This window comes from Arthrobacter sp. YN (assembly GCF_002224285.1).
Lineage (GTDB): Bacteria > Actinomycetota > Actinomycetes > Actinomycetales > Micrococcaceae > Arthrobacter.
Genome location: NZ_CP022436.1, coordinates 3418769 through 3436799, shown reverse-complemented (window position 1 = coordinate 3436799; position 18031 = coordinate 3418769). Strand labels below are relative to the sequence as shown.

The 18031-nt window shown below is 63.3% G+C and carries 16 protein-coding genes; 11 read left to right on the top strand and 5 right to left on the bottom strand.

Annotated elements, in window-relative coordinates; all coding sequences use genetic code 11:
• The first annotated feature begins 44 nt into the window (after positions 1-44).
• Together CGK93_RS15725 and CGK93_RS15720 are read left to right on the top strand one after the other, a co-directional pair.
• Positions 45-590, top strand: coding sequence for a gluconokinase (locus CGK93_RS15725; protein WP_089595636.1), 546 nt, complete (start codon positions 45-47; stop codon positions 588-590).
• Positions 587-1990, top strand: a complete 1404-nt coding sequence (locus tag CGK93_RS15720; RefSeq protein WP_089595635.1) for a GntT/GntP/DsdX family permease — start codon at positions 587-589, stop codon at positions 1988-1990. The genes CGK93_RS15725 and CGK93_RS15720 overlap by 4 nt, the downstream gene beginning before the upstream one ends.
• Positions 1991-2073: 83 nt before the next feature.
• Here the strand turns inward: CGK93_RS15720 and CGK93_RS15715 are convergent, their stop codons facing one another.
• From CGK93_RS15715 to CGK93_RS15700, 4 genes are all read right to left on the bottom strand, one after another.
• On the bottom strand, positions 2074-2907 hold the full coding sequence (locus CGK93_RS15715) for an anti-sigma factor (RefSeq protein WP_089595634.1): 834 nt from the start codon (positions 2905-2907) through the stop codon (positions 2074-2076).
• A 1-nt stretch (position 2908) separates the two neighbouring features.
• Complete coding sequence (sigK, locus tag CGK93_RS15710; protein WP_198318483.1) at positions 2909-3514, bottom strand: ECF RNA polymerase sigma factor SigK; 606 nt, start codon at positions 3512-3514, stop codon at positions 2909-2911.
• 190 nt (positions 3515-3704) lie between these two features.
• Positions 3705-4172, bottom strand: coding sequence for a tRNA (cytidine(34)-2'-O)-methyltransferase (locus CGK93_RS15705; protein WP_089595632.1), 468 nt, complete (start codon positions 4170-4172; stop codon positions 3705-3707).
• 46 nt (positions 4173-4218) lie between these two features.
• Entirely contained in the window at positions 4219-5163 is a 945-nt protein-coding gene (locus CGK93_RS15700) for a J domain-containing protein (RefSeq protein ID WP_089595631.1), read from the bottom strand.
• 138 nt (positions 5164-5301) lie between these two features.
• Here CGK93_RS15700 and CGK93_RS15695 point away from each other — a divergent pair, with 138 nt between their 5' ends.
• The 5 genes from CGK93_RS15695 (at position 5302) to CGK93_RS15675 (ending at position 11265) form a co-directional block, all read left to right on the top strand.
• Positions 5302-6213: a diacylglycerol/lipid kinase family protein gene (locus CGK93_RS15695; protein ID WP_089595630.1), complete on the top strand. Its 912-nt coding sequence runs from the start codon at positions 5302-5304 to the stop codon at positions 6211-6213.
• A gap of 69 nt (positions 6214-6282) precedes the next feature.
• Complete coding sequence (locus CGK93_RS15690; RefSeq protein ID WP_232481352.1) at positions 6283-6960, top strand: hypothetical protein; 678 nt, start codon at positions 6283-6285, stop codon at positions 6958-6960.
• 73 nt (positions 6961-7033) lie between these two features.
• Positions 7034-8266: a cysteine desulfurase family protein gene (locus tag CGK93_RS15685; RefSeq protein ID WP_089595629.1), complete on the top strand. Its 1233-nt coding sequence runs from the start codon at positions 7034-7036 to the stop codon at positions 8264-8266.
• Positions 8267-8408: 142 nt separating this feature from the next.
• Entirely contained in the window at positions 8409-9530 is a 1122-nt protein-coding gene (gene mnmA, locus CGK93_RS15680; RefSeq protein ID WP_232481667.1) for a tRNA 2-thiouridine(34) synthase MnmA, read from the top strand.
• A gap of 109 nt (positions 9531-9639) precedes the next feature.
• Positions 9640-11265, top strand: coding sequence for a hypothetical protein (locus CGK93_RS15675; RefSeq protein ID WP_157731847.1), 1626 nt, complete (start codon positions 9640-9642; stop codon positions 11263-11265).
• 63 nt (positions 11266-11328) lie between these two features.
• On the opposite strand, the gene CGK93_RS15670 is transcribed toward CGK93_RS15675, so the two are convergent.
• Positions 11329-12156, bottom strand: coding sequence for a caspase family protein (locus CGK93_RS15670; RefSeq protein WP_089595626.1), 828 nt, complete (start codon positions 12154-12156; stop codon positions 11329-11331).
• A 247-nt stretch (positions 12157-12403) separates the two neighbouring features.
• Between CGK93_RS15670 and CGK93_RS15665 the strand changes: the two genes are divergently transcribed.
• From CGK93_RS15665 to CGK93_RS15650, 4 genes are all read left to right on the top strand, one after another.
• Positions 12404-14032: an ABC transporter substrate-binding protein gene (locus CGK93_RS15665; protein WP_089595625.1), complete on the top strand. Its 1629-nt coding sequence runs from the start codon at positions 12404-12406 to the stop codon at positions 14030-14032.
• 128 nt (positions 14033-14160) lie between these two features.
• Entirely contained in the window at positions 14161-15252 is a 1092-nt protein-coding gene (locus CGK93_RS15660) for an ABC transporter permease (protein ID WP_089595624.1), read from the top strand.
• Between the two features lie 2 nt (positions 15253-15254).
• Positions 15255-16277 carry an ABC transporter permease gene (locus tag CGK93_RS15655; protein ID WP_232481351.1) on the top strand — a complete coding sequence of 341 codons (1023 nt, stop codon included), beginning with the start codon at positions 15255-15257 and terminating at the stop codon, positions 16275-16277.
• On the top strand, positions 16274-17980 hold the full coding sequence (locus tag CGK93_RS15650) for a dipeptide ABC transporter ATP-binding protein (RefSeq protein ID WP_089595623.1): 1707 nt from the start codon (positions 16274-16276) through the stop codon (positions 17978-17980). Before CGK93_RS15655 ends, CGK93_RS15650 begins: the two co-directional genes overlap by 4 nt.
• Positions 17981-18031: the final 51 nt, after the last annotated feature.

Genomic DNA, 18031 nt, shown 5'->3' with positions numbered 1-18031 from the left:
TTGATCTCGGTTAAATCATATTTATTCGAGGAAGGCAGACTTTGATGGCGAAGACTGCGCAACAACCCGTACTGGTGATTATGGGAGTCTCCGGTTCCGGGAAATCGACCGTAGCCGGCGTTCTGGCCGGCAAATTGGGATGGGACCTGGCCGAGGGCGACGACCTTCATCCCGCAGCGAACGTGGCTAAAATGCAGGCTGGTCAAGCCCTCAGTGATGAGGACCGCTGGCCGTGGCTGGGTATCATTTCGGACTGGATCCGGGAGCACGTGGAGGCTGGAACGCCGGCCATTATTACGTGCTCGGCGCTGAAGAAGAAGTATCGCGATGTTCTCCGCGGCGAAGGCGTAGTGTTCGTCTTCCTGCAGGGGAGCAAGGACAAGATCTCTGATCGCCTGGCATCCAGGCATGGCCACTTCATGCCGCCGTCGCTCCTTGAATCCCAGTTCGACGCCCTGGAGGAGCCGACGGAAGACGAGAACCACATCTCGCTGTGCGTTTCCGCATCGCCGGCCGAAGAAGCCGACGAGGTCATTGACCGGCTGGGTCTCCGGCCTGCTGGTGCCGGTACCGGATTTACCGTCTCGTGAAAGTCCTGGATACCGCGACGCAAGTGCAGGAATGGACCGGGCACGACACCCAACTCCTTGTGGTCGCTGCACTGGGCATTGCCCTGATCGTCGTACTGATCGCGAAATTGAAGCTCCACCCCTTCCTGGCGCTGGTCCTGGGTTCTGCCTTCGTGGGCCTGGCCTCCGGAGTGGAGCTGGGCAAGGTCATCACCAACTTCGAAGACGGGGTTGGCAGTGTCCTCAAGGAAGTCGGGCTGCTGATCGCGCTCGGAGCCATGCTCGGCAAGCTGCTGGCCGATTCCGGTGGCGCCAACCGTGTGGTGGACACCTTGTTGGCCAAAGCCAGCGGCAACAAGCTGGTCTGGATGATCACCCTGGTAGCCGTGATCATTGGCTTGCCCATGTTCTTCGAAATCGGGCTCGTGCTGCTGCTTCCGGTGATCGTCCTGGTCACCCAGCGTTCCAAGATGAAGCTGATGCGCATCGCGATCCCGGCGCTGGCCGGCTTGTCCGTGCTGCACGGACTGGTACCGCCGCACCCGGGACCGCTGATTGCCATCAGCGCGGTCAAGGCCGAGCTGGGAACAACACTCGGCCTGGGCATCCTTGTGGCGATTCCCACCGTGATCATCTGTGGCCCGCTCTTCTCCCGGCTCGCCGCGCGGTGGGTGCCTGTTGACGCTCCCGCCGTAGCCGGCGGCATCGACACCCAGCATGCGGCTGACATGAGCGAGGTCAAGCGCCAGCCATCGTTCCTGGTGACGCTGCTGACCATCATCTTCCCGGTGGTGCTGATGCTGCTGAAGGCTTTGGGCGGCATCATCTGGCCGAACCCCGAGACAGCACCTGCCCTCCGGATCTTCTTCGACTTTGTGGGCCAGCCTTTGGTGGCCATGACACTGGCCGTGCTGCTGGCCATAGTCACGTTCGGCTACGCCGTGGGCTTCACGGGCAGCAGGATCACAGCCAAGCTGGGCGAGAGCCTGGGTCCGATCGCGGCGATCCTCCTCATTGTCGGTGCCGGTGGCGGTTTCAAGCAGACCTTGATCGGCGCCGGCGTGGGGGACTCCGTCAAGAAATGGGCGGAGGGCACCAATATGTCGGTCCTGGTCCTCGGCTTCATCGTTGCTGTGGCGCTCCGCCTCGCCACGGGGTCTGCGACGGTGGCCACAGTTACGGCCGCCGGCATCGTTGCACCCCTTGCCAGCAGCCTGAGCCCGACGCACGCGGCCTTGCTGGCCCTGGCCATCGGGGCAGGCTCCCTGTTCTTGTCCCACGTCAACGACGCCGGATTCTGGTTGGTCAAAGAACTGTTTGGACTCACCGTTGGGCAGACGTTCAAGACCTGGTCCGTCATGGAGACACTGATCTCCGTGGTCGGCTTCGGCTTCGTGATGCTTCTGTCGCTCGTGTTATAGCTGCGAAAGCGACTGTGTAAAGCTCGACGGCGGCCGTCCCCAAGGTGGGACGGCCGCCGTCGAGCGTTAATTCCTGTTCAGCGTCAGGCGCTCAGCGCGACCACCAGGACAGGGTCTGTGGTGGGGGCGTTTGATCCGCCCGTGGGCTCCACGGTGATGGCAACCGACGATGCTGAGGAAAGGCCCTTGACAATGGCTGGCTTGGAGAGCGTCTGGGCGTCCATGGTGCCCTGCGGCACCGGGGCAGAGCCGTCCTTGGGCAGGGTCCACAGCTGGTAGACCTTGCCCTCCGGGGCGGGGGCAACGCCATCCATCAGAACCACGAAGGAGTCCTTGGCCGAAGACGCGGAGATGGTGGCCGTACCACCGCCGGGAACGGGCGCGGACTTCTGCTGGACATCCTGTGCCTGCAGCACCTGGTTGACGGGGTCGTTCTGCACCGAGACGTAGGCGCCCACACCGATGCCTCCGAGCGCGATCACGGCCGCTGCGGCCGCTCCGATGATCCACCTGCGTGCGCCACCGGTGCGCTGGCGTTCCTCGCGCTTGGCCCTGGCGGCCGCGAGGTCGTCGACGTCGGGAGCCAGCGACGGCGGGGCAACCGGCTCAGCGGGCGCTTGGGCGGCAGCATCCGTGGTGATGCGTTCCATGATGTTATCGAAGAGCCTGGCTGGTGGCGCTTCCTCCGGGGCAAAGCTGACTGCGAGGGTCTCGCGGGCTTCGCGGACCCGCTCCAGGAATTCAGGACCCTCGGGAGCATCCTTGACGTAGTCATCGATCATGGCCCGTTCGTCGTCACTGACGGCGTCCAAGGCATAGATCTCAGCAAGCTCCAGCACGCGTCCCTCGGCGAGGTCGGTAGCGATGTCGTTGGCAAACATTCTGCGGATAAAGTTTCCACTGGTGTTCTCGCTCATATCAAGCCACCCCCAGGCAGGTCTTGAGGCGCAGCAGCCCGTCGCGGATGCGGGACTTAATGGTGGGGACGGCGGCGCCCAGGTGCTCGGCGACTTCCCGGTAGGTCAGACCGCCGTAGTAGGCGAGTCGGACGGATTCGCGCTGGGTGTCGGTCAGTGTGCCGAGACATCGGCTGACTGCTTCCGCTTCCAGGTTGGTGTCGGCTTCCTCTGCCACCAGGTCCCGATCGGGGTCCTGGCTTGCTGCGCCGTATCTGGCCTCGCGGTCAGTGGCAGCCTGCACGGCACGGACACGGTCAATGGCGCGGCGATGGGCGATGGTCATGAGCCACGCCAGCGGGGTTCCGGCAGCGCGATCAAATTTGCTTGCGCCCTGCCACACCTGGAGGAAAACTTCCTGGGTGGCGTCTTCGCTCAGGTCCGGGTCTATCAAGACGCGCTTGGCCATGCCGAACACGCGCCGTGAGGTCAGGCGGTAGAACTCGGCAAAAGCCGGCTGGTCACCGGCAGCCACGAGCTCGAGCAAGGCAGTCAACTGCGTATTCAAGTCTGTCGCAGTGCCTGTGGCCTCGAAGACCGGGGGACCGGGGTTGTTGGGGATGTCCATCACTGTCCAGCATATGTCGTCCCGTTTGAAACCGGCAGCACGGCCATATGGTGTTGCGGGCGTGGCGGCGCAGCGGTCTCCCGTTGTCACCCTGGTCTGCAGCGCGCTCACGAATGCTCCCTCAACGAATGTCCTGATGCAGGACCTGTCCCTGCAAAAGGTATTCGGTGCCGTGGCGCCCTTGGATGGGCTACACCTTGGCGCCTGCGAACCCGTTCTGGCGCCAGGCCTCAAACACAGCGATCGAGGCAGCATTGGCCAAATTGAGCGAACGGAGTGACGGCTTCATGGGAAGGCGGACACGGGCGGTGACGTGCGGGTCCTGTTTCAGCCAGCCAGGCAGGCCAACCGACTCGGGCCCGAACATCAGGACGTCGCCCTCACGGTAGCTGATATCCGTATAGGACGTTTCGCCGTCGGACGTGTACGCGAAGACGCGTTCCGGCTGCAAGGCCTCCCACGCGGCGTCGATGTCCTTATGAACGGTTACCACCGCAAGGTCGTGGTAATCCAGGCCGGCGCGGCGAAGCTTGGCATCGGAAAAGTCGAAGCCGAGGGGCTCCACCAAATGGAGCTCGGCTCCCGTGATGGCGGCCAAGCGGATGGCGTTGCCCGTGTTGCCCGGGATTTCAGGGGTGTGGAAGAGGATGCGGAACACTGTTCCATCTTAGCCAGCCAGGACCAGCCTCCGGTGGCTCGATCGCCTAGTGCATCCCGCGCAGCAGCCGCGCCAGAACCGGAACCACCACTGTATTGGGCGCAGGCCCTGAGCTCAGGAACTGCTTCAAGCCCCTGACCAGCCCGGCCGCGTTGACTACTTCCACGGCATTGTTGCTGGACTGGCCTTTGCCGTACTGGTCGATCACCGGTTCGTGCAGGTTGCCATCGGGACTGTGCAGGACAACCCATCCGGTGACATTGAGTTCAGGGAAGATGTCCTGCATATGCCGGACAATGTGGGCAAGCTGCGGGGGCGCGACGGACCGGCCGCCGTGCCGCAGTGAGTGGCCATCCCAGGCGTAGGCACCCTTGGGGAGCAGCATGGAGCCCACCAAGGCCAGCCGGTAGCCGGACAAGACCGCGTGGTCGATGTGGTTGTTGTCCGACGGCGAGCGAAGACCGTTGATGAGCCGGGCAGCAGGAATGGCAGGCAGGACCTGCCTGCTGATGAGCTGGACGGTACGCATTTCCCGTTGGATCCGTGCTTCGGCACCAAAGATGCCGCGCTTGCGCGGTAACCCATGGACCTGCTGTGCTGCTTCCGCAGCAGAAATGAGCGGCACTTCATCGGGATCGTCGAAGGCCGGGACGTAGACAGGGGGATCACCGGCGGTGTTGCGCTGGGTCTGGGGTCGTCTGACGCTGCCCGTGGCGAAAGGGCCCGGCGCCGCGGTGCCCGTGTAGTACCCGGGCTGCGGCTGGCCGCGGCCTGAGGAGCCGCTGGCGTACCTGCGATCGTACTCAGCCCTCCGCTGCGGGTCGATCAAGGTTTCGTAGGCGAGAGTCACGCGCCTGAACATCTCTGCTTCTCCGCCGTGGTCGGGGTGCGCTTTCCGGGCAGCCTTGCGGTAGGCGACCTTGATCTCCTTGTCCGTAGCTGTGACGGAAACACGGAGAACCTGATAGTGCGAACTGCTGCCGTCGGCCAAGCACGGGCCCTTCTCTAAAAGTGGTGCGCTCCAGGGAGGCGCGGTAGTGGCCAGTTTATCCAGCCACTATGTGAACGTTGGTATCGGGGCGGGTGGTTCCCGGCTGGCATAATTCACGCTGTGACCCCACCGGCAGCCATGAACCCCTCCAGCAAGGCGGGGACGATCGCCGTGGCGATAAACCCTGCGGCGTCCTTTGGCCGGACCCGCAACGCCGGGGACCACGCCGCAGCGCAGTTCCGCGCCGCCGGACGGGACGTCGTCGTCCTCGAAGCGGATAGTTACGACGCCCTGCAGCGGCTTGTAGCCCAAACCCTGTCCGGCACCGCAGTCGACACCCTGGTAGTGGTGGGAGGCGACGGTATGGTCCATCTGGGGGTCAACGCCCTCGCCGGGCTAGACGTTGCCCTGGGTATCGTTCCCAGCGGAACAGGCAACGATGTTGCCCGGCTCCTGGGTTTGCCGCTGCATGACACCGCCGCTGCCTGCCGCCTGATCCTGGCCTCAATGGTTTCAGGTGGACGGACCATCGACACCGGACGGGTTGCTGCGGATGGGCGGACCACCTATTTTGCCGGGGTTCTCTCGGCCGGGTTCGATGCCGCGGTCAATGAACGGGCCAACTCGTGGCGCTGGCCGCGCGGAAAGAGCCGCTACAACCTGGCGATGCTCATGGAGCTGGGTTCCTTCCGCCGGATCGACTATACGGTGACTGCCGATGAGGTGACCTGGCGCCAGCCGGCGTTGCTGATTTCGGTGGCGAACGGACAGTACATCGGCGGCGGCATGCGGGTCACCCCGGAGGCTTCGCCCGACGACGGCTTCCTGGATCTTTTTGTGGTCAAACCATTGACACGGCTCCGATTCCTCGCGGTTTTTCCGAAAGTTTTTGCCGGCAGGCACACCAGCCACCCCGCTGTGGAGATCAGGCGTGTCCGGAAGGTGCGGTTGGAGGCGAAGGGCGTGGTGGCATATGCGGACGGCGAGCGCATCGGCGCGTTGCCTGTAGAGGTCGAGATTGTTCCAGGTGCACTACGGGTCCTCGCGTAGGGGGCGTGACGGCTAGACTCGATCGCGGCAGATGCCATGCCATCCGGCAGGGCAGGGGGATGAGGAGCGATGGTGGTGCGAAACGTTCGACGACGGGTGGCTGGGATTGGTGCCCTGGCAGCCGTTGGTGCCGTGATGGCGGGCTGCACCGTTAACGTTCCTGATCCAGCGGCGCCGAAACCGTCGCCGACGGAGTCCACGCTGGCGACGCCCAGCATCACGCCCGGGCATGATGCTGCCGCCGTTGCGGGGAAGGACTTGCCGTTGGCAGCTGGGAACACGTTGGCTCCGGGGGATCCGGTGACGGTCTCCACGCGGCTGGAAGAAGTTCCGGGGTGGACTGTTGTGCATTCGGGCCTCCAGGGCGAAGTCCGGTATCGGAAGAATGATGGCTGCACCCTGGCAGCCCGCGTCAGCGTTAACCAAGGTCCCTTGACCGTTGCGGAGGATGACGCAGCCTCCACCAAGGAGCTCTTCCGCTACCTTGATCCCGGCATTGCGGTGGATCACCTGAAGCCGGTGTCGCTGCGGTGGGGCCAGGACTCGGATAAGCCGCAGCACAGCGTGGAGTTCCTCGCTTTGGAATCGTCAGCCGCAACGGGCGGCAACGCCGCTGTGGTGATGGCCCGGTTGTTCAGTGTTCCGGCGTCGTCGGTGTATATTTCGGTGGCTTGCCCGGATGACGGTTCCTTGGACAAGGCCCGTGCTGAAGCGGCGGCCCAGCTTGTGGTGGTCCCGCCAGGTTAAGCTGCCTGTCTTGCACGGATCGTGGCCGCGAAAGGGACCGCTGCGTCCCCGGTCCCACCGGTAGAATGGCAAGGTGCCTGTATACCTCGATCACGCTGCCACCACGCCCCTGTCGGCCGAGGCGCTCGCCGTCATGACGCGGGAGCTGGCGCGAACGGGCAATCCGTCCTCGCTGCACGGAGCGGGTCGTCGCGCCCGGCGCACCGTGGAGGAGGCCCGTGAGATGCTGGCCGCAGCAGCCGGCGCCCACCCTTCGGAGGTCATTTTCACCTCGGGTGGAACCGAAGCGGACAATTTGGCCGTCAAGGGCTTGTTCTGGGCACGCCGGGACGAGGACCCCCGCCGGACGCGGGTCCTGTGCTCCGCCGTCGAACATCATGCGGTCCTGGACACTGTGGAGTGGCTGGAGCGGCACGAAGGCGCAGACGTTGTGTGGCTTCCCGTCGATGAGTCCGGCACCGTGCAGCTCGAGGTCCTCCAACGGGAGATCGAGCGGGATCCCGGATCCATTGCACTCGTCACCATCATGTGGGCCAACAATGAAGTGGGCACCATCCAACCAGTCGCGGAGATCGTTGACCTCGCAAAGCCCCATGGAATCCCGGTCCACTCCGACGCCGTGCAGGCTTTCGGTTCGGTCCCTGTGGATTTCCGGGGGAGCGGACTCGCAGCGATGTCGGTGTCCGGGCACAAGCTTGGCGGTCCGGTGGGCGTTGGCGCGCTCTTTTTGGGGCGGGCCGTGAAATTGACGCCGGTACAGCACGGTGGCGGCCAGGAACGCGATGTTCGTTCGGGAACCTTGGACACCCCGGCCATTGCGGCATTCGCAGCCGCGGCAGAGGCGGTCACCGGGAACCTGGCCGAAGAGCGGGAACGGCTCAGCGCGTTGCGCGACCGTCTGATCGATGGCGTCCGGGCTGCCGTGCCCGACGCAGTGCTGCGGGGTGCTGCGGGAGAACAGCGGCTGCCGGGAAATGCCCACTTCACGTTTCCGGGGTGCGAAGGCGATTCGCTCCTCTTCCTCCTGGACCTGGCAGGCGTTGAATCATCCACTGGCTCTGCCTGTACGGCAGGAGTCCCGCGCCCGTCCCACGTGCTGTTGGCCATGGGCCTGGACGAGGATACTGCCCGCGGCGCCCAGCGCTTCACTTTGGGCCACAGCTCCACGGACGCGGATGTGGACGCGCTGCTGAAGGCTCTTCCCGAGGCATGCTCACGGGCACGGCAAGCAGGAATGGCCGGTCACGAGTCCAGCATCCAGACGGCGGCAACAGTGGCTCGGCAGGGATCGCCGACGTCCTTGTAGCGGTGGCCTCGGTGGGGCGGGTGAAGGAATTTAGTGCAGTCATGGTATTGCAGGCTAGAATGGATGGGCACGCCGGCTGGTCTGAGCCGGACCGTTGCCACAGACCCAACCACAGAAAGCCAGCATGCGAGTACTTGCAGCAATGAGCGGCGGAGTTGACTCCGCCGTGGCCGCCGCCCGCGCCGTCGAGGCCGGACACGACGTCGTCGGAGTCCACCTCGCGTTGTCGCGCATGCCCGGCACCCTGCGTACCGGAAGCCGGGGTTGCTGCACCATCGAGGACTCCCGTGATGCCTGGCGGGCCTGCGACGTCCTGGGAATCCCCTACTACGTGTGGGACTTCTCGGAGCGCTTCAAGGAAGACGTCGTCCAGGACTTCATTGACGAATATGCTGCAGGGCGGACGCCAAACCCCTGCATGCGCTGCAACGAACGCATCAAGTTTGCTGCCCTGCTGGAGAAGGCCATCGCGCTGGGCTTCGACGCCGTATGCACCGGACATTACGCCAAGGTGATCGAAGACGCCGACGGCAACCGGGAACTCCACCGCGCGGCCGATTGGGCCAAGGACCAGAGCTACGTTCTGGGCGTCCTGACCCATGAGCAGCTCAAGCACTCCATGTTCCCGTTGGCGGACACGCCGTCCAAGGCAGAAGTGCGTGCGGAAGCTGAGCGACGGGGCCTGTCCGTGGCCAACAAGCCGGACAGCCACGACATCTGCTTCATCTCCGACGGCGACACCCGTGGCTGGCTGGCCGAGAAGATTGATATGACCACCGGCGACATCGTTGACGAGACCGGGGCCAAGGTAGGCGAACATCCCGGTGCCAACGCCTTCACGGTGGGACAGCGCCGCGGATTGAAGCTGGGAACTCCGGCCGCCGATGGCAAGCCGCGCTTTGTCCTTGAGATCCGTCCCAAGGAAAACAAAGTGGTGGTGGGACCCGAAGCCTTGCTTGCCATCGACGAGATCCGGGGCATCAAGGTTTCGTGGGCAGGCTTGCCCATCTCCGAAGTTGCGACTGGTGCGGAGTTCGATTGCCACGCCCAGGTACGGGCGCACGGAGATCCCGTTCCTGCGCGCGCACACGTGGAAACCGTTGACGACGACTCAGGCGTTCAGCGGGCCGAACTCGTTGTCACCCTGACCGACCCGCTCCGCGGTGTGGCTCCGGGACAAACAGTGGTCCTTTACCAGGGCAGCCGCGTTTTGGGGCAGGCAACCATCGACGCCGCCCGTTCCCTTCAGCGCGTGGCTCTCTAAGAGCTCTCGCCCGCAAGACCCATTGCCTCCGGAATGGGGCGCCTCCATACTGGGCTAAGCAGCGCTTCCGCTGCGGTGTTTGGGGTCCGCATTCGGGACGGCGATGACTGTGGCATTTCCAAAAAAGAGCCCGGGAGACATCAAAGCCGGGCAGATGGTCTCGGTGACCGTCCTGGCCGAGGGGCCTATCGGCGCCCCGGGAGCACCTCCGCTGACAGCGCAGGTCCGGATCCCGGTTGAACGACTCAGGCGTGGTCCCACTGGCCACCGCTACGCCATCCACATCAGGAAGTGGCGTGGAACCACTGTTTCCCCGGTGACGCTGACGCAGCAGGGTGATCCCTGGCAGCTGATCTCGGAACCTCCTGCGGCGGGTTTGCGTGAACTCCTGGATGACACACGTTTCCTGGCGCAGCACGTTTACGGCGTGGCCATGAGTACCTTGGACATCTTTGAAACGACGCTCGGCAGGCGCATGCCCTGGAATCCGGAAGGGCGTGTGGTTCTCAAGGCGCGGGACCTGATCACCGCCACTGACACCGGCTACGAACGGGGAACCAACATCATCCGCTTCGGTTCGGTGGACCGGATGGGATATAAAGTCCCCACAGCCCTCTACCGGGACATCGTCGCCCATGAAGTGACCCATGCCATCCTGGACGGGTTCCGGCCGGCGTGGGCCGACCACATGGCCACCATGGAGCAGCTGGCCATGCACGAGGCCTTGGCCGACATCGTGGCCATCCTTTCCGTCTTTTCTTCCCGCGACGTGGTGTCGCGTCAGCTTGAAGCGGCCGGCGGTGGGTTTGAGGCCGGGCAAGTAGTTGATGATGCCATGCTGATGCGCTCCCTTTTTGATTTTGCGCGTGATCTCTTTGCCCGCGGGCCACTGCGCGAGCCCTTCGTTGGCTCCGTGCCGGACGGCTGGCAGTCACTGCCGGAGCCGCACGCGAGGGGTGCCGTGGTGGTAGGGGCGGTGCTCCGGGCCGTCCAGCGGCTGTGGTCGGAGCGGAACGCGCGGTTCGGCGGCGGCCAAGGTCTGCAACAGAAGGCCGAATCGGGCTCGATTGTGGCCACCCGGGTCCTGCGGATGGTGATCCGCGGACTCTCCTACATGCCACCTGTGGACGTCTCGTGGCGGGATCTTCTCCGCGGCATCATCGCGGCCGACCTCGACATGGTTCCCGAAGACAATCACGGATACCGCGAGGCGATCCAAACCGAGTTCTCCGCCATCGGGATACGTCGGGTCTCCTTGAACAACATCAGCGGCGTGGATAACTACCAGGGGCTCCGCTACCCCATCAGGCTTTCGGCCCTCGGCTCCGATCCCCAGGAGGTGCAGCGCTTTGTCTGGGAAAATCCCCGGCTCCTGGAGGCGGCTCGGCTTGAGCGGCGAACACCCCTGAGTTCCACGCGTGTACGTACCTCTGAGCGTGTGTCCCCGGATGGATTCATCATTTCCGAGATAGGGGCCTCTTTCATCCAGACGGTCCGGATGAGCCGGCGGGAAGCGTATGTGCGCCTTGGCTTGAAAACCCGGAGGGACTTCGTGGACATCCGTGGGGGAGGGCTGTTGCGCTTCGACGCCGGTGGCCGGTTGGTGTATGCGGCCCTCAAGCCCGTGATGGACAGGGAACGTCAAGGACAGATGTTCGGTTCGGACCAGCACCACGATGCCGAGGAGGCCGCCTCCTCGGGAGTCCGGGATAAGTTTCACGGCACCGGGGACTAAGCTTCCGGCATCCAGCGGACTTCCTCAGGCGCCCAGTTCAGGCGCCCAATTCAGACGCCCGGTTCAGGCGCCCCACGCGGCCTTGCGTGCCGCCGTCGAGCCTTCCAGTTGGGCGATCTGATCGAAGCCGCCGGACTTGAGGCCCTTGCTGACCTGCTTGAGGATCTCGGCCCGCGCCGCGCTACCGTCACCCATGAGGGCCTTCACGAAGTTGTAGGTAAAGGCGCCGTTGTACCGGCCATCTATGAAGGCATCGGCAGCAGTCTGGTCTGAGCGGCAGGCTGCCAACAGAACCGGCGCGGAAAGCCTGGCAGTCTTGACCATGTCCCGCAGGCTGCGGGTGTCCTTGGATTCATTGGCGATGACTGCCCGGGGCGTAGGCGCCGGCAGGAACCGGGGACGGCGTCCGGGAAGGAGGTCCAATGACTTCAGGCCCGTTCCGCTGTGGCAGGTGTCCAGCACAACATCCATCAGGACTCCCTTCGGCAGCCGGGCAAACAAGACTGCCAGTTCGTCGTCGGTGATCACCGTGGTGGCATCCCAGCGGTCACCGGAGTTGTTGATGTCGTAGCACGCAAAGGCCTCGTCCAAGCGGTCGCTTTCATCGCCGCTGGTGTCCGGCACTTGGGTTCCATGGCTGGAAAAGGTGAACACGATGTGGGTGGTGGTACCCGCCACGGCAGCATCCACCAAGGCGTTGAGAGCAGCCATAACTGTTTTTTTCACCGCTTTGGCGTCCCGCAGCACAGTGATGTTGGAACCTTCGAAGCCATAGTGTTTTTCAAGCATCGCTGCGAGGTCTTCGGCGTCGTTGACGCAGCCATTGAGCCAGCTGGCTTGGGGTAGAAACTTGAACTTGTTGATCCCTACACAAAGTGCTGCCTTGCTCATGTGCTTGTCCTTTGGGCGGTCTTTCAGTGAGTGGGGACTCGGAACCTACGATATTCCGGCGCATCACCCGGAGCAATGGCCGGGAGGCACTCGAAGAAAGCTACTGGAAAGTAAATTTTGTGTCTCAAATCACTAAAATGAGGGTTCGCGGCCTGCGAAGTCTGGTTGAATCGAGGCACTAAGAGTGTGCGCCGTCACAAATATCCCACGGCGGCGCGCCGAATCCATCGAACAGAAGGTTCATCAGATGGCACTGAACAAGAAGGCCCTGCACGGCGCTATCGCGCTGGCGGGCATTTCCGCGCTCGCCCTGACGGCATGCACGGGACCCTCCGGCGGCGGCTCATCGTCTGCGCCGGCCGCTGCAGGCCCCATAGCCTACGGCACCACAGACAAGGTCACATCACTGGACCCCGCTGGATCATATGACAATGGTTCGTTCATGGTGATGAACCAGATCTATTCCTTCCTCTTGAACTCCAAGCCCGGTGGCGCGGACCCCGTGCCCGACCTCGCGGAATCGTCGTCGTTCACGACGCCGTCCGAGTACACGGTCAAGCTCAAGTCCGGATTGAAGTGGGCCAATGGCCACACCTTGGATTCCAAGGACGTCAAGTTCTCGTTTGACCGCCAGGTGGCGATCAATGACCCCGCCGGTCCGGCGTCGTTGCTGACCAATATCGAGAGTGTCACTGCGCCCGACGCCACCACCGTGGTGTTCAAGCTCAAGAACGCCAACGACCAAACGTTCAGCCAGATCCTCAGCAGCCCTGCCGCGCCGATCGTCGACGACGAAGTCTTCCCGGCGGACAAAGTGCTTTCCGACGACGAGATCATCAAGGCCAACGCGTTCCACGGCCAGTACACCATTGACAGCTACAAGAAGAACGAGCTCGTCAGCTTCAAGGCGTTCGCGGACTACCAAGGCGTTCTGGGTAAGCCGGCAAACGATGCAGCCACCATCAAGTACTACGCCAGTCCCACCAACCTGAAGCTGGAAATCCAGCAGGGAGCCATTGACGTTGCCTTCCGCAGCCTGAGCGCGACGGACATCGACGATCTCCGCAAGGATTCCAAGGTCAAGGTGCTCACGGGGCCGGGTGGCGAAATCCGCTACATCACGTTCAACTTCGACACCATGCCATACGGAACCAAAGCTGCGGGCGCGGACCCGGCCAAGGCTCTGGCGGTACGCCAGGCCGTGGCCAACCTTGTTGACCGCCAGGCAATCGCCGACCAGGTTTACAAGGGCACCTACCTGCCGTTGTACTCCAACGTTCCGAGTGGATTCCTCGGTGCCAACGAGTCGTTCAAGGACGCTTATGGTGATGCCGGCAAGCCGAGCCTGGACAAGGCCAAGAAAGTCCTGGCCGACGCCGGGATCACCGAACCCGTGGCCCTGAACCTCCAGTACAACCCGGACCACTACGGCGGATCCTCGGGCGACGAGTACGCCATGGTCAAGGAGCAGTTGGAAAAGTCCGGCCTCTTCACAGTGAACCTGCAGTCCACCGAGTGGGTCACCTACAGCAAGGCCAGCCGTGCCGATGAGTACCCGTTGTTCCAGTTCGGCTGGTTCCCGGACTTCAGCGATGCCGATAACTACCTGACGCCGTTCTTCCCGGAGGGTGGCTTCCTGAAGAACCACTACAACAACGCCACGGTGAACGAACTGATCAGCAAGCAGCTCACTGATGCGGACAAGACCAGCCGCGAGTCGGCCATCAAGGATGTCCAGAATGCGCTCGCCAAGGACATTTCCACGCTGCCCCTGCTTCAGGGTGCACAGGTGGCCGTGGTCGGAAGTGGCGTGAACGGCGTCGACAAGACGCTGGATCCGTCCTTCAAGTTCCGTCTGGGAGTCATTTCCAAGTAACCGCACCACTGTGACCAGAAGGCAGGCGGGACACTGATCCGGTGTCCCGCCTCCTTTGCTGACCACCACCTTGGCCGGCACGCATGAGCCGATCCCGCGCAATCCACGGGCAGGAAATACAGGTAATAATGACAACACTTATTGAGGTACCCGAGGCCGAGCCCGGGATCGTTGCTCCGAAGAGCAAATCCAAAGCCGGGGGAGGGCTGGGCAGGTACATCGTGATCAGGTTCTTCCTGATCATCCCCACCGTCTTCATCCTGGTGACACTGGTGTTCTTCCTGATGAGGGTCATTGGAGATCCCATCACGGCATCACAAGGTGGCCGGCTTCCTCCGGATGTCCTGGCGCAGCGCATCCAAGACGCCGGCTACGACCGCCCCATTCTGATCCAGTACTTCGAATACATCGGCCAGCTCCTCACGGGCAATTTCGGCACCACCATTACAGACCGGCGTCCAGTGGTGGAGGTGCTGACCACCTTCGGGGCAGCCACCCTTGAACTTTCCATCAATGCACTGATCGTCGCTCTCCTGGTGGGTATCCCGTTCGGTCTCATCGCGGCCCAGCACCGGGATAAGACTCCGGATGCGCTGCTGAGGTTCTTTGCGATCCTTTGCTATGCCACGCCTGTCTTTTTCTCCGGCCTGCTCCTCAAGCTGACGTTCTCCGTGTGGCTGGGATGGTTCCCGGTGGCAGGCCGTGCCTCCACCCGCACGGAACTGACCATGAGCGGTCTGGCCGCACCATCAGGCATCTATTGGCTGGACGCGCTCCGCAGCGGCAACTTCACGGCCCTGGTTGACATCGCTTCCCATGCGGTCCTCCCTGCCCTTGCCCTCGGCCTGCTCACGGCCGGCGTCTTCCTGCGCCTGGTACGCACCAACGTCATTGGCACACTGGGTAAGGACTACGTCGAGGCCGGGCGTTCCAGGGGTGTCAGTGAGTTCCGGTTGGTGACCAAGCACGCTTACAAGCCGGCGTTGATCCCCATCATTACCGTGATGGGCCTGCAGATTGCCCTGATGCTGGGCGGCGCCATCCTGACGGAAACCACCTTTGAATGGAAGGGACTGGGGTACCAGTTGGTGCAGTACCTGAATGCCCGCGACTTCGTGGCCGTCCAGGGAATCGTCGTGCTGCTGGCCATCATTGTGGCCGTCACCAACTTCATCGTGGACATCATTGCCGCGCTCATCGACCCCCGAGTGAGGTACTGACCATGAGCACTCCTGCACTGACCGCACCCAAGCAGCCGTTCTTCTCCCGGCTGCCCGTCGTTTCCCATTTCAAGAAGAGTGTCGGCCTCCAACGTGGCATGTTGATAGTGGGCCTCGTCCTGACCGGACTATTGATCCTCACCAGTATCTTCGCGCCACTGCTTGCACCCTACGGCTACTCACAACTCAGCGATGCTTCCGGTTCCTTCCCCACCCAGGAAGCGCCGGGCGCCAAGCACCTGCTCGGAACCACCGTCAGCGGCTATGACGTCCTGTCCCGTGTTGTCTGGGGATCCCAGACCGCTGTCACAGTCATTGTTGTGTCAGTCGCCATGTCGATTTTCCTTGGCGTTGCCCTGGGCTTGCTCAGCGGCTACTTCGGCGGCTGGCTGGACCGGATCCTGGTGGTGGTGGCAGATGCCATCTACGCTTTCCCCACCTTGCTCCTGGCCATTGTCATCTCGATCGTCATCAGCCGGGGTCAGTCCAGCTTCTGGGGTGGCATCTTCTCCTGCGCTTTCTCCATCACCGTTGTCTTCGTGCCGCAGTACTTCAGGGTGATCCGGGCAGAGACCATCCGGCTGAAAGCTGAACCGTTCGTCGAGTCGGCCAAGGTGCTGGGGGCTTCCAGCATGCGCATTATCGGGCGTCACATCTTCAAGAACGCCACGCGGACCCTGCCGCTCATGTTCACCCTCAACGCATCCGAGGCGATCCTCACCCTCGCGGGGCTGGGCTTCCTGGGCTTCGGCATTGAACCTACCTCTGCTGCTGAATGGGGTTTTGACCTGAACAAGGCGCTGGCTGATACCTCGTCCGGGATTTGGTGGACCGGTGTCTTCCCCGGTATTGCCATTGTGCTCACCGTCTTGGGCCTGACCTTGGTCGGCGAGAGCATCAACGACCTCAACGACCCCCGGATCCGTGGACGCAAGCGGGCGGGCGGGACGCCGGCAGCACCAACCCCGGCAACCCCCGCAGCACCAACAGCAGCGTCTACGCCGGCAGAAACAGGTAAGCCATGACAACCAACCTTGGACATGTTCCGGACCAGGCCGGCAGCGGCCGGCCCGTCCTCACCATCGACCGGCTCCAAGTCACCTTCGCCACCGACGGCGGGGACGTCCACGCCGTCAAGGATGTCAGCCTTGACGTGAAAGCCGGCGAGGTCGTTGCGATCGTGGGGGAGTCGGGATCCGGAAAGACCGTAACCGCCAAGACCATCCTGGGCCTGCTTCCTGAAACGGCCATCAGTTCCGGGGCTGTGTTGATCAACGGCAACAATGTGATCAGCGTCAGCAAATCCACGCTGCGCAAGATCCGTGGCCGCGATGTTGCCATGGTGTTCCAGGAGCCGTCCACCGCGTTGAATCCGGTCTTCACTGTCGGCTGGCAGATCGCCGAAGGCATCCGGGCACACGCAACGGACGGCAAACACGTCTCGGCCAAAGAGGCCAAGCAGCGGGCCACCGAGGCATTGCGCAAGGTGGGCATCCCGGACCCCGAAACGCGGGTCAACTATTACCCGCATCAGTTCTCCGGCGGCCAGAAACAACGTGTGGTCATCGCGGCCGCACTTGCCCTGAACCCGGGCCTGATTGTGGCCGACGAGCCGACCACTGCCCTGGACGTCACCGTCCAGGCGGAAATCCTGCAACTCCTCCGGGATCTGCGGGACAACTACGGCACCTCGATTGTCCTTATCACCCACAACATGGGCGTGGTGGCCGACTTGGCGGACCGGGTGGTGGTCATGTACCAGGGAGACGTAGTGGAGGAGGCCCCTTCCCGGGTGCTCTTCGCGGAACCACGGGAGGAGTACACCAAGAAGCTGCTGGCCGCCGTTCCGCATCTGGGACGCCATTCAGCCTCCGAAGGTGCCCGGGCCCGGCTTCATCAGGACGGCAGGGTTTTGGTGGAAGCGAAGAACCTCACCATCGAATATCCCGGCAGGTTCGGGCGCCACGGCTTCAAGGCGGTGGACAACGTCAGCTTTACGGTCTCGGAGAACGAGGTCTTCGGCCTGGTGGGCGAGTCGGGTTCCGGCAAGTCCACCATCGGCCGTGCCATTGCGGGCCTGAACCGCGTGACGGGTGGCAGCTTGAAGGTCCTTGGCTACGAGATGCTGGACTTCAAGGAACGCTCCTTCCGCCCGCTCCGAAAGGAGATCGGTTTCGTCTTCCAGGACCCGGCGGCGTCGTTCAACCCGCATCTGACCATTGGTGAGTGCGTCGCCGAGCCCCTGATGATCCACACCAAGCCGAGCGCGGCTGAGGCGAGGAAAAAGGTAGGCGAGCTGCTCGAGTCAGTCCAGCTGCCGGCGTCGTACGCGCAACGCTATCCGCATGAGCTGTCCGGCGGACAGCGGCAGCGCGCTTCCCTGGCGAGGTCGCTGGCGCTGAACCCGCGTCTCCTGATCGCCGACGAACCGACGTCCGCCCTGGACGTTTCGGTGCAGGCGAAAGTCCTGGACCTGTTCAAGGACATCCAGGAGCAGTTCGGCTTTGCAGCGCTCTTCATCAGCCACGACCTCGCCGTGGTGGACATGTTGTCCCACTGGGTGGGCGTGCTCTACAAGGGGCAACTGGTGGAGCAGGGGATCGGCAACCACGTGATGGGATCACCCCGGCACGATTACACCAAGAGGCTCATCGCGTCCCTGCCGGTGCCGGACCCTGACGAACAGGCACGACGGCGGGAGGCCCACCGCGCGCTGTTGGGCGGCTAGGCCAGGCAACTGAATTCCGGAAGGAAGGAAAGGCACGTTCCGTGGCCAGGG